Genomic DNA, 15564 nt, shown 5'->3' on the forward strand with positions numbered 1-15564 from the left:
TGCTGGTCTCCGCGGGGCCGCACAGTGGAGGAAACGATGACGTTGCCCGACTGGTCGCTGGTGCAGTACCGCGACAGTGCGACGGAACGCCCGGCCGTGGGCATCCTGGCCGGAGACGACGTGTACGAGGGGCCCGCCGACTTCGCGGGGCTGTCCCTCCTCGATGTACTGCGCCACTGGGACAAGTGGGTGCCGGCACTGCTGGACTGGTCCCCGCAGCAGGCCGCTCCGGTCTGCGGGGCGCGGTTGGCCGCTCCGCTGACCTACCCCGGAAAGGTGCTGTGCGCCGGGGCCAACTACTGGGACCACATCGCCGAGATGGGCATAGAACGGCCGACGGAACTCGGTGACCCGTTCTTCTTCCTCAAGCCGCCGACGACGACGGTCACCGGTCCGGGTGACCCGGTGCGCCTGCCGGCCTATGAGGGGGCACGGGTGGACTGGGAAGCCGAACTCGGCGTCGTCATCGGCCGTCCGGGCCGTGACCTCACCACGGGAGAGGCCCTCGCCCATGTCGCCGGATATGTGGCCGCCAACGACATCTCGGCCCGTGACCGGTTGACCGCGAAACTGCCGGTGGCGTCGCCCTTCACCTACGACTGGCTCGGCCACAAGGGCCAGGACGGTTTCTGCCCGATCGGCCCAGGGCTCGTCCCGGCGTGGCAGATCCCCGACCCGCAGGACCTGCGGATCCGGCTCACGGTCAACGGGGTCGTCAAACAGGACTCCAGCACGCGCCAAATGATGGTCCCGGTCGCCGAGGTCGTCGCCGCGGCGAGCCGGCTCACCAGCCTCGAACCGGGAGACCTGATCCTCACCGGCACACCGGCCGGGTGCGGACTGCCCCGGGGTGAGTTCCTGGCGGCCGGAGACGAGGTCGTGGTCGAGATCGAGCACGTCGGTCGTCTGCACAACACGGTGGTCGCGCCATGAACAGCGCTCTGACCCACACCTCGCCCACCTGGCCCGAACCCGTCGCCGTCGGCGCCACGATGCGGGCCGTCGTCTTCCGCGCCTTCGGTCCGCCCGACGTCCTGGAACAGGCAGTCGTCGCCACCCCGTGCCCCGGGCCCGGGGAGGTGCTGGTCCAGGTCGCGGCCGTCAGCATCGGACGTCTGCTGGACCTGGCCGCGCGTTCCGGCAAGCATCCCTACGCTCACTTCCGGCTCCCCCACATCCTCGGAGCGGACCATGCCGGAACCGTCGCGGCGGTCGGACCGGACGTGGACTCCGTCCGGGTCGGTGATCGCGTCGCGGTGTTCCCGGTCATCACGTGCGGCGCCTGTCCGCAGTGTGTCGCGGGGCGGGAGGAGGCCTGTCCCTCCCTGTCTCTCATAGGCACACACCGGCCAGGGGCCTACGCCGAGTTCTGTGTGGCGCCGGCTCGCAACGTCCACCGGGTTCCCGAGGGAATCTCCCCCGACATGGTGGCCGCGCTTGCCCTGGTCGGCGCCGTCGGCGCCAACCAGCTCTCACAGGCCGGGCTGCGCCCTGGGCAGTGGGTCCTGGTGCAGGGAGCGGCCTCCGCGCTCGGTTCCACGACCGCCGCCCTCGCCCGGCACCTGGGCGCCCGGGTGATCGCCACCTCACGCTCGGCCGACAAGCGTGAGGCGCCGGCCGCGGCGGGCGCGGACGTCGTTCTCGACGCCACCGGCGCGGACTTCGCCGAGCAGGTAAGTGAGGCGACCGACGGCGCGGGCGTGGACATAGTGGTCGACAACCTGGGCGACCCGGCGATCTGGGACGCCTCGCTGGACGTACTGGGCCGCGGCGGCACCGTGGTCACCTCCGGCGCGTTCCTCGGCGGCAAGGTACGGCTGGATCTGCTGCGGCTGTACTCGAACTGCCAGCGGGTGCTGGGCGTGCGTACCGGAAACGCCGCGGCGTGTACGGCGCTGTGGTCGGAGGTCGACCGGGGATTTCGTGCGGTGGTCGACCGGACGTTCCCGATCTCCCGGGCCTCCGACGCCCACCGCTACCTGGAGGAGGACAGCAACGTGGGTCGCGTCGCGCTCGTCCTCGGGTCCGAGCACTGGACCTGATCGCGCGGCCGAACCGATCGCGAGGCCACGGTTGTTCGGACGCGGCCTCGCTGGCCGGACGGGAAGAATTCCGCATAGAGGAATCTACACTCGCGGCGATTCCCCTTAGCGAAACGAGCACGTAATGTCGACCTCGATGACATAACTGCACACACTTCATGCTGATGTCAATCACCTCCCCAGCGCCTCAACTGGAGATGGCCCATGTCCCAAACCGTCGATGAGTACGTGGAACAGAAGCTGCTCGAAGAACTGTATGCAGACTTTGAGGACGCGGGGCTCATTCCACTCTGGACCCAGCGCGACGACCTCATGCCGACGACCCCGCAGCCCGCCGCCGTCGCACACCTGTGGCGATGGTCGGACCTGCTGCCGATCGAGTGGCACCAGGGCAAGACCTTCGAGGACACCACTCCCATCGGTCCCTGGCTGGTGACGGCCGACGATCCCGCCGTCGCCGCCGAGGGCCTGGCTCTGAGCTGCGAGGTGGACGGCGACACCGTCCAGAAGGCGGACACCGGTGACCTCGTCTTCGACCCGGCCGCACTTGTCGCCTACCTGTCGGAGATCATCACGCTCGTCCCCGGCGATGTGATCGCCACCGGCACTCCGGGCGGCGTGGGGCACGCCCGTAAGCCCGCCCGCTACCTACAGGACGGTTCGGTCCTGGTCACCCGGATCGAGGGGCTCGGCGAGTGCCGCAACACCTGCCGACGGGAGTCCCGGTGAGCGGACGCCCGGACGCCATTCTCGCGTGGGTTGCCGAGGGCACGGCCGCCTTCGAGGCCGTGGTCCAGGGGCTGACCGACCCGGACTTCGCACAGCCCTCGCGGCTGCCGGGCTGGAACCGCGCCCACGTCGTCGCCCATGTGGCCCGCAACGCCGACGCGATCGGCAATCTGGTGGCGTGGGCGCGTACCGGGGTGGTGACTCCCATGTACGCCGACGCCGAGCACAGGGCCGAGGAGATCGAGGCCGGCGCCGCCCAGCCGGTCGCGGACCTGCGCACGGACCTGCGCACGGCACATGAACGGCTCGCCCTGGCGTTCGACACCCTGCCGGACGAGGCCTGGGAAGAGGTCGTACGGACGGCACGGGGACGCCGGGTGCTTGCCTCCGAGGTGCCTTGGATGCGCCTGCGGGAGGTCTGGGTACACGCCGTCGACCTCGCCGCGGGTACCTCGTTCGCCGCGATCCCCCGCGAGGTGTGCGCGGCCCTCATCGACGACGTGGCCGGCACCTTCCACACCCGTACGGACTTCCCGCCCGTCAGGCTGCAGGCCGGGAACAGCGGCCGGACCTGGGTTCTGGGTGCTCCCGGCACCATGTGCCCGGCCGTGGTCTGTGGCGACCTGCCCAGCCTGGCGGCCTACGCGACCGGGCGACCCGTGTCCGGCCCGCTCCGCGGTGCCCGAGGATCCCTACCGAAGCTGCCCGCGTGGCTGTGAGACCGGAGGAAGCACGATGAGAGTTGCCTGCATCGGCGGCGGACCGGGAGGACTGTTCTTCGCCACGCTGCTCAAGCGGAACCGGCCGGGCGCGGAGGTGGTCGTGTTCGAACGCAACCGCCCCGAAGACACCTTCGGCTTCGGTGTCGTCTTCTCCGACGCCACCCTGGACGCCATCGACGCGGCCGATCCGGTACTGAGCGAAGCACTGGAGAAACACGGCCGGCACTGGGACGAGATCGAGGTCCGCGTCCACGGCGCCCGGGAGCGGGTCGGGGGCATGGGCATGGCGGCGGTGGTCCGCAGGACGCTGCTCAGCCTGCTGCAGCACCACGCCCGCGCCGAGGGCGTGACCATGCGCTTCCAGCACGAGATCAGCGATCCGGCGGAGCTGGACGACTTCGACCTGGTGGTGGTCTGCGACGGCGCCAACAGCCGCTTCCGGGAGCTGTTCGCCGAGGACTTCGGCCCCAGCACCGATGTGGCGACCGCCAAGTTCATCTGGTTCGGGACGCCGTACATGTTCGACGGGCTCACCTTCGTCCATCAGGACGGTCCGCACGGGGTGTTCGCCGCTCATGCATACCCGATCAGCCGCCGGGCACAACTTCCCCCTCGCCTGCCCCGGCATCCTGGGCGCGCTGATGTGCGGTGGCCGGGTCGTGCTGTGCCGCACTCCCGATCCCGACAAGGTGCTGCCGCTCATGACCGCCGAAGGCGTGACGGCGACGGCCGCCGTTCCCGCGGTCACCCAGCGGTGGATCGACGCCGTCGCCGCGGGCCGGCACCCCGCCCCGGCCGCGCTGAGGCTGCTCCAGGTCGGCGGCGCCCGCCTGGCCCCCGAGGTCGCCCGCCGCGTCGAGCCTGTTCTGGGCTGCACTCTGCAGCAGGTCTTCGGCATGGCGGAGGGCCTGCTCAACTACACAGGTCTGGACGACTCCGAGGAACTGAGGATCACCACCCAGGGCCGTCCGATGTGTCCCGACGACGAGATCCTCGTCGTCGACGCGTCGGACTCCCCCGTGGCGCCCGGTGACATGGGAGCTCTGCTCACCCGCGGCCCGTACACTCCCCGGGGCTACTACCGGGCCGCGGAACACAACGCCCGGGCCTTCACCGGCGACGGCTGGTACCGCACGGGAGACATCGTGCGGCTGCTCCCTTCGGGCAATCTGGTCGTCGAGGGCCGGGACAAGGACCTCATCAACCGTGGCGGCGAGAAGATCTCCGCCGAGGAGGTCGAGAACCTCGTCTACCGCCTGCCAGGCGTCTCCCGTGTCGCCGCCGTGGCACAGCCGGATCCGGAACTCGGCGAGCGGGTGTGCGCCGTGGTGGTCACCGAGCAAGGGGCCGAACTGACACTGGAGACGGTTCGTACGGCCCTCACCGGAATGGAGGTGGCCCGCTACAAGCTGCCCGAACATCTCCTGATCGTCGATGAGTTGCCCCTGACCAAGGTCGGCAAGATCGACAAGAAGGCCCTGCGGGAGCTGGTCCGGGGCGACCCGGAGGAGACGTCGGCGCGGCGGACGACTCCGGTCCAGGGCGCGTCCGACAACAACTGAGCGCGGTGCGGTACGGGTGACGGTCGGCTCGTACTTCGGCGCCACGTCCGCCGGCCCGCTCAACGCCGTCCGCGCCAGATGGCGGGCGACCGCCTGCCCGGGCCAAGGTCACGACCACGTCCTTGGCCCGCAGCGTCCGCAGCAACGCCTCATGTTCCTCGCTCTCCTCGTGGGCCCGCGCCCAGGAGCCGGACACCCTGTCAACGCGCCCTGGTGACCGGCCGACGGGCTCATGAGGTGATCCCAGGGCGCTTCGGGCCGGTTACTTGGCCGGCGGCAGCTGCTCGTCGGGCACCGAGGCCGGCACAGCCTGGACGTTGACGGTGAACTCGATGTCGTCGGATATGAAGCCCTGGAAGGCGGAGATGCCGAAGTCCCCGCGCTTGAGCCGCCCGGTGGCGGTGGCGCCGACGCGCGGGACACCGTAGGCATCGGGCAACGGGCCTGCGGTGTCGGCCACGAGGTCGACTGCGCGGGTGATGCCGCGCAGGGTGAGTTCGACCGTCATCAGGTACTTCGACGCCACGTCCTTGCTCAAGGAGACGAGGCGCACCGTGGCCTCGGGGTGAGTGGCCGCGTCGAGAATCTCCTCGCCCTTGATGTGCTTGTCGCGCAGCGGTGCCCCGCTCTCGACACTCGTGACGTCGAAGTCGGCCTCGAAGGAGACCAGTTCGGGTGTCTCGCCCTCAGCGACGTCCGTGAGCCGGACCGGGCCGCGCAGACCGGTGAAGCGGCCGTGGATGGTCGACACGAGATACCGGACTGAGAACTCGACGGACGAGTGGGCGGGGTCGATCTTCCATTCCATGGGGGATTCCTCTCGGTAAGCAGGCTGGGCACAGACGGACCACAAGTGTATCCACTTAGAGAATCCACCACGGACTTATGTCACTACCGAGTCGCGCTCACCGCAAAGTGCATCCACATATTGGATGCGTCCATGGAGGGTTTCGGGTTCCACACCTACTCGTCCGCGATCACGACGATGTCGAGCGTTCGCGGTCCGTGCACGCCCTCCACACGGTCCAGTTCGATGTCGCTGGTGGCCGAGGGACCGGAGATCAAGGTCAGTGGTCGGCGCGGGACGAGCAGGCTCATCACCTCGGGTACGTCGGCGGTGATCTGGTCGGCCCTGATCACGCAGACATGTTGGTCCGGCAGCAGGGTCAGCGCGCGGCGTCCTTGTCCGGGCCCGCTGTCGAGGACGATCGTGCCGGTGAGGGCGATCGCCGCGGCGACGGTGGTGAGCACGGCGTCCGCCGTATCGAGCTGCCGGACCGTCAGCGGGGGGCTGTCCTCCAGCCGGGACCAGGGCCCTGCGGGTACCAGGTCTTCGGGGAAACCCGGCGGCACCACAACGGATGTCGCTCCGGTGCGGGTCAGCGCGCGGGCCACGGCGGCCACGGCGTCGGACGCCGGAACGCGGACGACGGTGGCTCGGTAGTCGGCGGCACGTTCGACAAACAGCTCGACGACGTCCGGTCCCGCCTGCTGGGAGCGGGGATCGTGCGGGACGGGGTCGCTGTCGGGGCTCTCAGGGCCCGGCACGTCGGCCAGCGCGCTCCGGATGTCGCGCAGTACGGTGTCGCGGCCGCTCATCGGCCCTTCCCTTCCGTCGTCGTACGGTCTTCTTCTCTCGTCCGTCGCCACCAGGCGCGCAGGGACTCGCGGGCCGGCGCGGGGGTGTCACGGGTGCCCGACCAGCGAGCGAACGGGCCGGGCAGAACTCCGATCCGACCGTCGCGGGCCACCAGACGGCTGCCCAGGACGGCGAGTCGCTGGAGCGCCGCCAACCGCCTCGGGGAGGACAGCACCACACCTGCGGCCTTCATTACGAGCGCCTCGGGGGTGGGCAGCAGGCGGTCCCGACGCTTGGCCTCCACTGCCTTCGCCCGCAGATGGACCAGCACCTCGGGAATGTCGATCTTGACCGGGCAGGCGTCGTAACACGCCCCGCACAGAGTGGACGCGAAGGGCAGCGAGGCCGCGTTCTCCACGCCGACGAGCTGCGGGGTGAGCACAGCGCCGATCGGGCCGGGGTAGACCGAGCCGTAGGCGTGGCCGCCGGTGCGCTCGTACACCGGACACACGTTCAGGCAGGCCGAGCAGCGGATGCAGGACAGGGCCTGGCGGCCCACCTCGTCGGCCAGGGTCGCGGTGCGGCCGTTGTCGAGGAGGACCAGGTGGAAGTCCTGCGGCCCGTCTCCCTCTGTGACGCCGGTCCACAGCGAGGTGTACGGGTTCATGCGCTCGCCCGTGGACGAGCGGGGCAGCAGCTGCAGGAAGACGTCCAGGTCGGCGAAGGAGGGCAGGACCTTCTCGATGCCCATGACGGTGATCAGGGTCTCCGGCAGCGTCAGGCACATCCGCCCGTTGCCCTCGGACTCCACGACCACCACCGTTCCGGTGTCGGCGGCGGCGAAGTTGGCTCCGGAGACGGCCACTTTGGCCCGCAGGAACTTCTCCCGCAGATGGAGCCGGGCCGCCTCGGCCAGGTCGCGCGGGTCGTCGGTGAGTCCCTCGGGGGCCGACCGGCCCCACTCCCCCATCTCCCGGCGGAAGATCTCGCGGATCTCGGAGCGGCCCCGGTGGATGGCCGGTACGAGGATGTGCGAGGGCCGGTCCCTGCCCAACTGCACGATCAGTTCGGCGAGATCGGTCTCGTAGGCGCGGATGCCCGCTTCGGCGAGCGCCTCGTTGAGGCCGATCTCCTGGGTCGCCATCGACTTGACCTTGACGACCTCGCTCTCGCCGGTCGCCCGCACCAGCCGCGTGACAATGGCGTTCGCCTCGGCCGCGTCCGTCGCCCAGTGGACCGTGCCGCCGGCTGCGGTCACCGTCTCCTCCAGCCGCAGGAGATGGCGGTCGAGGTGACGCAGGGTGCGGCGCTTGACCGCCGCCGCGGTCTCCCGAAGGTCCTCCCAGTCGTCGAGTTCGGCGACGACCGCCAGCCGCCTGTCCCGGATGGTGCCGGTGGCCCGGCGCAGGTTCGCGCGCAGCCGGGTGTCGGCGAGCGCGGCACGCGCCGCCTCGGGGAAGGCCGGGGTGCCCAGCCATACGACGTTGTCGGCGCCGCTCACCGTACGTTCCCTTCCGTGGAGGCCAGGATCTCGGCCAGGTGCATCGTGCCGACGCCGGTGCGCAGCCGGGACAGGCCGCCGCCGATGTGCGTCAGGCAGGAGTTGTCGCCCGCGCACAGGTACTCGGCGCCGGTGTCCAGGACATGGCGCATCTTGTCGGCCAGCATCGCGTTGGACACGTCCGCGTTCTTCAGCGCGAAGGTGCCGCCGAAGCCGCAACAGGACTCGGCGGCGGGCAGTTCGACCAGATCGATGCCCTTCACCGCGCGCAGCAGCCTGAGCGGCCGGTCGCCGACCCGCAGCATGCGCAGGGAGTGGCAGGTCGGGTGGTAGGTGACCCGGTGCGGAAAGTGGGCGCCGACGTCGGTGACGCCGAGGACGTCGACGAGGAGTTCCGACAGCTCGTACACCGTCGGCACCACCCGCTCGACCGCCTCGGTGAGCGCGGGGTCCCCCAACTGGGCGGCCACCAGACGGTGTTGGTCGCGCACCATGCCCGCGCAGGAGCCCGAAGGAGTGACCACGGCGTCGTAACCCGCGAAGACCTCCGCGAAACGGCGCACCATGGGCAGGGTCTCGGGGCGGTAGCCGGTGTTGAAGTGCATCTGACCGCAGCAGGTCTGGCCCTGCGGGAACTCCACGGTGTGGCCGAGCCGTTCGAGCAGTTCGGTCACCGCGCGGCCGGTGCTGGGGAACATCATGTCGTTGAAGCAGGTGATGAAGAGAGCTATGCGCATGGTGCTTCCTGAGCGGCTCGGGAGGAGCCGGTGACGGTCAGGCCGTAGGTCCGCAGGGCGGTTCGGTTGAAGACCTCGTGGCGTTCGGCGGGACGGAGTGCGGCCGTCAACTCCCTTGCTGCGGAGACGACTTCGGGGTAGGTGGCGGCCAGGCGGCAGACAGGCCAGTCGGATCCGAACATCAGCCGCCGCGGTCCGAAAGCGTCCAGCACCGTGTCCGCGTACGGCCGTAGATCCTCGACACTCCACCGGTCCCAGTCGGCCTCGGTCACCAGGCCGGAGAGCTTGCAGACGGTGTTGGGCAGCGAGGCCAGCAGGCGCACCGCGTCCGCCCACGGCCGCAACTCGCCCGAGGCGATGGGGGGTTTGCCCGCGTGATCGAGTACGAAGGTGAGGCCGGGAAGCAGTTGGGCGGCCTCATGAGCCGCCGCGAGCTGGTGGGGCCTGACGACCAGGTCGTACACGAGCCCCGTCCCGGCCACGGCGGCGAGTCCGCGCAGTACGTCGGGCCGTACCAGCCAGCGGGGATCTGCCTCACCCTGCACCTGGTGGCGGATGCCGACCAGGTACTCGCCGCCCGGACCCTCCCGCAGTGCAGCGAGTGCGTGGGCGACATCCGGGGAGGTCAGGTCGGTCCAGCCCACGACGCCGGCCACCAGGTCGCTGTCCCGGGCCAGGGCCAGGAACTCGGGCGTCTCCTGCGGAACGTCGATCGTCTGGACCAGGACCGTCGCGCTGACACCTGCGGCACGAGCCTCGGGCTCCAGGTCGGCGAGCGCGAAGTCGCTGCGCAGCGGGGCGAGTTCGGGTCCGGTGATCCAGTCCTGGTCGCGGACGGAGAGGTCCCACACGTGGTGGTGTGCGTCGATGACACCCTCAGCGGTGTTCGCCTCCGTGTCCTCCGTGTCCATGGCGGTCACCTTGACGACTCCGGTGTGGCGGCTGGGACGGGTACGTGTGGGGGCAGCAGTCCCTCGTCCCGCAGCCCGTCCCAGACCGCCGCCGGAACCGTTCGCCGCAACTGGTCCACCGTGTCGCGGACCTCCTCCGCGGAACGCGCGCCGGACAGCACGCTCGCGACCGCCGGATGGCCGAGCGGGAAGCGCAGAGCGGCCGCGCGCAGTGGTACGCCGTGGCGTTCGGTGACCGCCTTCATGCGCAGGGCCCGGTCGAGCACGTGCGGTGGGGCGGGCGCGTAGTCGTAGGTGGCGCCGGGCTTGGGGTCGGTGAGCAGACCCGAGTTGAACACCCCGCCGACGATGACACTCCTGCCGCGGGCGGCGGCCTCCGGCAGTACCTCAGCGAGCCCCTCCTGCTCCAGCAGGGTGTAGCGGCCGGCGAGCAGCACGACGTCGATGTCGGTCTCACGCAGGAAGCGGGCGGGGAGCGCGCACTGGTTCACTCCGATGCCGATCGCCTTGACGACGCCCTCGCCGCGCAGCCGTTCCAGCGCCGGGTAGGCCTCGGCGAGGGCCTGCTCGGCGTGGTGGTCCGGGTCGTGCAGGAGGGCGATGTCCACTCGGTCCAGGCCGAGGCGGTCCAGGCTCGCTTCCAGGGAGCGCAGGACTCCGTCGGAGCTGAAGTCCCAGACTCGCCGGTGGGTGTCGGGCACGGCGAAGCCGTGGACGAGATCGTCGCCGCGGCCGCCCTCCGGGTGGGGTTCGAGCAGCCGCCCGACCTTGGTGGAGACGGTGTACGTGTCGCGGTCGTGGTCGCGCAGTGCGGCGCCCAGGCGACGCTCGGACAAGCCGAGTCCGTAGTGCGGGGCGGTGTCGAAGGCGCGTACGCCTGCGTCCCAGGCCGCCTCCACCGTGTCGTACGCGGCCTCGTCGGTGACCGGACGGAAGAGGTTGCCGATGGCGGCGGCCCCGAACGACAGCTCGGTGACCCGGACGCCGGTACCGCCCAGCGTGGTCGCTCTCATGAGCCGGCCGCCGGGCGCAGCCGGAGCCCCTGCATGCCACCGTCGACGGCGAGGGCGATGCCGGTGACGGAAGCCGCGGCGGGGCCCGCCAGGTAGACCACGGCCGCCGCCACCTCGTCCGCGGTGACCAGGCGGCCCAGGGGCTGGCGTGCGTCGAGGGCGGCCCGTTCCGCCTCCGGGTCGTCGGCGGCGTCCAGGAGCCGGGTCACCCAGGGGGTGTCGGCGGTGCCCGGGTTTACGCAGTTGACGCGGATGCCCTCACGGACATGGTCCGCGGCCATCGCCAGGGTCAGCGACAGCACCGCGCCCTTGCTGGCGGAGTACAGGGCGCGCTGGGGAAGGCCCGCGGTGGCCGCGATGGAGCACGTGTTGACGACCGCCGCGTGCGACGACCGCCGCAGATACGGCAGGGCGGCGCGGGTGGTGCGCACCGCACCGAGGACGTTGACGTCGAGGACGCGGTGCCACTCCTCGTCCGGGTTGTCCTCGACGGTCCCTACGGCGCCGATGCCCGCGTTGTTGACCAGGATGTCCAGGCCACCGAGCTGCTCGGCAGCGGCGTCCACGGCGACACGTACCGAGGCGTCGTCGCCGAGGTCGGCCTTGATGGCGATCAGCGGCTCGGGGACGCCGGAGGGGGCGAGGTCGATGACAGCCACCGCGACACCGTGCTCGGCCAGCATCAGGGACGTGGCCAGGCCGATGCCGGACGCGCCACCGGTGACGACGGCCTTGAGCCCCGACAGACCGCTCACGCTGCTCATGCTGCTCGACTTGCTCAAGGGGGTGCCTTTCACGCTTGACCGAAGGTCTGGCGCTGGGCGCCGAGGCCGTCGACGGAGAGTTCGACGGTGTCGCCGGACCGGAGGTAGGGAGCGCCGGGAAGACCAAGGGCCACGCCCGCGGGCGTCCCGGTGTTGATCACGTCGCCCGGCTCCAGGACCATGTACTGGCTCAGGTAGGACACGATGTGACCGACCGGGAAGATCATGTCGCCGGTGTGGCCGTCCTGGCGCTTCACGCCGTTGACGCTCAGATGCAGCCCGAGGTCCTGCGCATCGCCGACCTCGTCGGCGGTGACCAGCCACGGTCCGAGCGGATTGAAGGTCTCGCAGGACTTGCCCAGGTCCCACTGCGACGAGTACTCCAGCTGGAACTCGCGTTCGGAGACGTCGTGGCTGATCGCATAGCCCGCGATCACGCTCCGAGCCGCTTCCGGCCCGTCGAGGTAGCGGGCCCGCCGTCCGATGACGACTGCCAGCTCGACCTCCCAGTCGGTCTTCACGGAGCCGCGGGGGATCAATACCTCGTCGTACGGCCCGACCACCGTGCCCGGGTCCTTCATGAACACCACCGGCCGTGCGGGGATCGCCGCACCTGTCTCGGCGGCGTGGTCGCGGTAGTTCAGCCCGACGCAGACGACCTTGCCGGGGCGGGCGAGAGGCGCACCGATCCGTAGTCCGTCCGGGTCCAGTTCGGGCAACTCTCCGGCCGCGACCGCCGCACGGGCCCGCGCGACCCCGTCCCCGGCGAGGAAGGCGCCGTCGATGTCGTTGGTCACGGAGGACAGATCAAGCAGCCGGCCCTCCTCGGTACGGGTGGCGGGCCGCTCTTCGCCGGGCGCGCCGACTCGTAGCAGTTTCACTGGGTTCTCCTTGTCGTACGGGGCTGTGGAGGTGGCGATCACGGGAGGGCGAGCGCCTGGCCGTCGGCCGTCACTGCACGTCGAACCGGTCGACCACCAGGTAGGACCCGCCGGTCTTGGTCAGCGTGAGCGTGTGCCGTCCTGCTGACAGCCCGTCGACCGTGTAGAGGGTCTGCTGGACATGCCGACTGGTCGCGTTCGCGTTGACGGTGCCCTGAGAGGTTCCGTCGACAGAGACTGCGATGGTTCCCTCGTCGGAGTTGGTCTCCGTGACGAGGCTGATCCCGGTGCCGGTGAAGGTGACGGTGACCGAGTCGCCGTTGGCCGTCGCAGCGTGGACGTCGTCCTGGTGGTCGCCGTAGCCGCGGTTGGCGTAGGTGCGCCAGGTGCCGCCGGTGTACGTCAGGGAGGGATCCGTGTCGTTGGCCACGCCGGTCACCTCGAAGCCGTCCAGGGTGGCGTAGTTGCCGCTGCGCTTGACGAACTGGACGGTGTGGCTGCCCACGGTCAGTCCGCTGGTGCTGTAGATGACGGCCTGAACCTGGCGGGTGGCGGCGGAGGTGTCGAACAGGCCCTGGGAGGTGCCGTCGAGGAAGACCTCCACCTGGCCCTGGTCACTGTGCTTCTCACCGATCACCGAGACGGCGGTGCCGGTGAATGTCAGGGATGCGGTGTCGCCGTTGACGGTCGTGTAGTGCACGGCGTCCTCGTAGTCGCCGTACCCCCGGTTGCCGCTCGCCAGCCAGCTGCCGGTGTAGGAGATATCCGTGCTGTCGTCGTCGAGCCTGCCGGACAGCGGCCGGTAGGCGGCTTCGGGGCCGGCGGCGGCGATGACGGACCGGGCGGCGGAGGGCCAGGCACCGCCGGAGACGATCGTGGCCTGGTTGAAGGTGATGCTGGTTCCGTTGTTCTGGTAGTTGGAGCGGTCGGAGTAGTTGTCGTGCAGGTTGATGTCGTGGATGGTCGGCGTCCACATGCCGACCCACTGGCCCACCTTGACGCGGATCACGTTGTCGTGGGTGTCCCAGTACGAGCTGCCCTCGTCGTGGTAGATCCCGTTCGTCTGGTTGATGCTCTCCACCAGGTTGCCCGCCAGCACGGACGTGACGGAGCCGTCTCCGTTGCCCTGGCCGCCGTTGGTGTAGATCGCGCCGCCGTCGTGGAGGGTGCTCATGACGTCGTGTACATGATTGTTCAGGATCTGGTTGCCGCCGGCGTAGATGGTGCCGCGTGCGCAGGTGGCCAGGCCCTGGGCGGACTGTGTGGAGCACGACGAGGCGAAGCCCCAGCCCCAGCCGATCGACATGCCCGTGTAGGGGATGTGGCCGACGTCGTTGTGCGAGACGGTCAGGTTCCGGGTGTAGCCGGCCCAGATGCCGACCGCGTCCGAGTAGTCCTGGCCGACGTGGGAGATCCAGTTCTGGGAGACGGTGTCGCCCGTCGTCATGCGCGTGGTGTCGGTGAGGTAGTAGTCGTCGGCCTCACCGACGGAGACTCCGCCACCGGATGTGTCGTGGATGAGGTTTCCGGTGATCGCGGAGTTCTGCGTGCCGTCGGCGAGGTCGATGCCCGTGCCGCCGGTGCCGGTGATCTCGTTGCCGCCGAAGGTGATGTTCGCGCCCCGGTGTACCTGTACGGCGGCGGGTATGCGGATGGGCGCCTGGGTGGTGGCGTCCCACAGCACACCGGCCTGGTTGTCGATGTATCCGGCCGTCGACGGGAGCATCCAGGTGGTGTGGACGAACGTCAGGCCCCGGAAGGTGATGTCGTGCACGGGCGTGATCGGGTCGGGGACGACCGTGAGACCGTCGAGAACCATGTAGGTCCCGCCGGTCTTGACCAGCTTGATGGTGTGCTGCCCCTTGGGAAGGCCGCTGACGGAGGCGACGACCTGCTGGGCGAGGCGGGAGGAGGCGGAGGCGGAGACGCTCCGGACCTTGGCGCCGTCGACGTAGACGTCCATGCCGCCCTGGTCACTGTTGGTCTCCGACAGCACGTCGATCCCGGTACCGGTGAAGGTGTAGCTCACCGAGGCGCCGTTGGACGAGGTGTAGTGCACATCGTCGCGCAGGTCGCCCAGGGACCGCCCACTGGAGTGGTACCAGGAGCCGGTGTACGTGAAGGACGTGTCGGTGTCGTTGACCGGCGTGAGGTGACCTGGGGTACCGCTCACGTTCAGCAGCGTCTCGAGGGTGGGAAGTTCCACGTCGGCCGTGCTGAGGTTCTCACCGGCCCGAGGCTTGTAGTAGAGGTGACCCGCCGTGCTGTCGAGATAGAACTCCCCTGCCGTGTCGAGCAGTTGGTAGGCGTTCTCCACGTAGCTGATCGCGTTCAGCTTCGGTAGTCCGTTCCCGTTGAACGGGAAGCCGCGGTTGGGCACAGAGGTGCTGTTGTTCGCGAAGCAGGCCGCATCAAGGTTGAGGCTGGACCCGCCGCCGCTGGGCACGGTGATGCTCGCCAGCGGGCAGCGCATCTGCTTCCAGTTGTTGTTGTCCACGACCTCCACCGAGGAGGCGTTGGTGAAGGACGCGTACGAGGAGTCACCCGTGGTGAAGCTGGATCCGGCCAGGGTGAACCCCGAGGGGTTCAGCGGACCGCGTGCTCGCTGGGCACGCACGCCGTCGACGAACAACTGCCGGCTCTGTGTGCCTGCCGGCACAGCGGCACGGTAAATGCCCTTCGCGCTGTCGTGGAGCGAGAACCCGCTGATCTTCGTCGCCCCGCTGAGGACGGGCTTCTCACCCGGATAGGCGGCGTAGACCACCTGGTGGCCGTTCTGCCCCGAGTCGGACGCACCCAGGGCGAACGTCTGGGACAGACGGTAGACACCACCGCGGAGGTAGATGTCGATGTCGGCCGCCATACCGGGGGCCAGGCTTTCCGTCTTGCTCTTGACGCCGTCCAGACTGCAGGGCGCGCTCAGCGAGCAGGCGCTGCCGGCCCCGGAAGGGGCGGCGTACAACACCGTCGGGGTGGCGGCGGACGCGGAATCGGGCAGTGCCACGGTGGCGAACACAACCGCGCCGATCGCGCCGAAAAGACGGCCGACGGTTCTTGAGCGGAACAGCCGCATTGATGCTCCTCGAGAGGGTCAGGGCTCCTGCGCGATCGGCGATCCGCAGC

At 69.8% G+C, this 15564-nt stretch carries 14 protein-coding genes and 1 pseudogene; 6 read left to right on the top strand and 9 right to left on the bottom strand.

Translation table 11 applies throughout. The features are described from left to right. Nucleotides 1-36 precede the first annotated feature (36 nt). The 6 genes and pseudogenes from PV734_RS16375 (at nt 37) to PV734_RS16400 (ending at nt 5055) form a co-directional block, all read left to right on the top strand. Complete coding sequence (locus PV734_RS16375) at nt 37-933, top strand: fumarylacetoacetate hydrolase family protein (RefSeq protein ID WP_319097647.1); 897 nt, start codon at nt 37-39, stop codon at nt 931-933. Next, on the top strand, nt 930-2042 hold the full coding sequence (locus tag PV734_RS16380) for an alcohol dehydrogenase catalytic domain-containing protein (RefSeq protein ID WP_319290031.1): 1113 nt from the start codon (nt 930-932) through the stop codon (nt 2040-2042). Before PV734_RS16375 ends, PV734_RS16380 begins: the two co-directional genes overlap by 4 nt. Before the next feature lie 204 nt (nt 2043-2246). Next, the gene (locus tag PV734_RS16385) at nt 2247-2771 is read left to right on the top strand and encodes a fumarylacetoacetate hydrolase family protein (RefSeq protein ID WP_319097650.1); all 525 of its coding nucleotides are present in this window, start codon (nt 2247-2249) and stop codon (nt 2769-2771) included. Beyond that, complete coding sequence (locus PV734_RS16390; RefSeq protein ID WP_319290033.1) at nt 2768-3490, top strand: maleylpyruvate isomerase family mycothiol-dependent enzyme; 723 nt, start codon at nt 2768-2770, stop codon at nt 3488-3490. The genes PV734_RS16385 and PV734_RS16390 overlap by 4 nt, the downstream gene beginning before the upstream one ends. A gap of 16 nt (nt 3491-3506) precedes the next feature. Then, nucleotides 3507-3857 (top strand): annotated as a pseudogene (locus tag PV734_RS16395) (FAD-dependent monooxygenase); the annotation flags it as partial. A 211-nt stretch (nt 3858-4068) separates the two neighbouring features. Beyond that, complete coding sequence (locus PV734_RS16400) at nt 4069-5055, top strand: AMP-binding protein (RefSeq protein WP_319097652.1); 987 nt, start codon at nt 4069-4071, stop codon at nt 5053-5055. A gap of 262 nt (nt 5056-5317) precedes the next feature. Here PV734_RS16400 and PV734_RS16405 read toward each other — a convergent pair whose 3' ends face one another. From PV734_RS16405 to PV734_RS16445, 9 genes are all read right to left on the bottom strand, one after another. Next, the gene (locus tag PV734_RS16405) at nt 5318-5863 is read right to left on the bottom strand and encodes a YceI family protein (protein WP_319097653.1); all 546 of its coding nucleotides are present in this window, start codon (nt 5861-5863) and stop codon (nt 5318-5320) included. 155 nt (nt 5864-6018) lie between these two features. Further along, a complete protein-coding gene (locus tag PV734_RS16410; protein WP_319097655.1) occupies nt 6019-6654 on the bottom strand; it encodes a LutC/YkgG family protein in 636 nt (211 codons plus the stop codon). After that, nucleotides 6651-8135 (bottom strand): LutB/LldF family L-lactate oxidation iron-sulfur protein, encoded by a 1485-nt coding sequence (locus PV734_RS16415; RefSeq protein WP_319290035.1) that lies wholly within the window; start codon nt 8133-8135, stop codon nt 6651-6653. Before PV734_RS16415 ends, PV734_RS16410 begins: the two co-directional genes overlap by 4 nt. Continuing rightward, nucleotides 8132-8872 carry a (Fe-S)-binding protein gene (locus PV734_RS16420; RefSeq protein WP_319097658.1) on the bottom strand — a complete coding sequence of 247 codons (741 nt, stop codon included), beginning with the start codon at nt 8870-8872 and terminating at the stop codon, nt 8132-8134. The genes PV734_RS16415 and PV734_RS16420 overlap by 4 nt, the downstream gene beginning before the upstream one ends. Further along, nucleotides 8863-9783, bottom strand: coding sequence for an amidohydrolase family protein (locus tag PV734_RS16425; RefSeq protein WP_319290037.1), 921 nt, complete (start codon nt 9781-9783; stop codon nt 8863-8865). Before PV734_RS16425 ends, PV734_RS16420 begins: the two co-directional genes overlap by 10 nt. Nucleotides 9784-9788: 5 nt before the next feature. Next, nucleotides 9789-10796 carry an aldo/keto reductase gene (locus tag PV734_RS16430; RefSeq protein WP_319097659.1) on the bottom strand — a complete coding sequence of 336 codons (1008 nt, stop codon included), beginning with the start codon at nt 10794-10796 and terminating at the stop codon, nt 9789-9791. Continuing rightward, on the bottom strand, nt 10793-11560 hold the full coding sequence (locus PV734_RS16435) for an SDR family oxidoreductase (RefSeq protein WP_319097660.1): 768 nt from the start codon (nt 11558-11560) through the stop codon (nt 10793-10795). The genes PV734_RS16430 and PV734_RS16435 overlap by 4 nt, the downstream gene beginning before the upstream one ends. Nucleotides 11561-11589: 29 nt before the next feature. Then, nucleotides 11590-12441, bottom strand: a complete 852-nt coding sequence (locus tag PV734_RS16440) for a fumarylacetoacetate hydrolase family protein (protein ID WP_319290039.1) — start codon at nt 12439-12441, stop codon at nt 11590-11592. Between the two features lie 70 nt (nt 12442-12511). Beyond that, nucleotides 12512-15514 (bottom strand): right-handed parallel beta-helix repeat-containing protein, encoded by a 3003-nt coding sequence (locus tag PV734_RS16445; RefSeq protein ID WP_319290041.1) that lies wholly within the window; start codon nt 15512-15514, stop codon nt 12512-12514. Nucleotides 15515-15564 lie beyond the last annotated feature (50 nt).

Origin of the sequence: Streptomyces sp. AK08-02, assembly GCF_033795085.1 — a bacterium.
GTDB lineage: Bacteria > Actinomycetota > Actinomycetes > Streptomycetales > Streptomycetaceae > Streptomyces > Streptomyces echiniscabiei.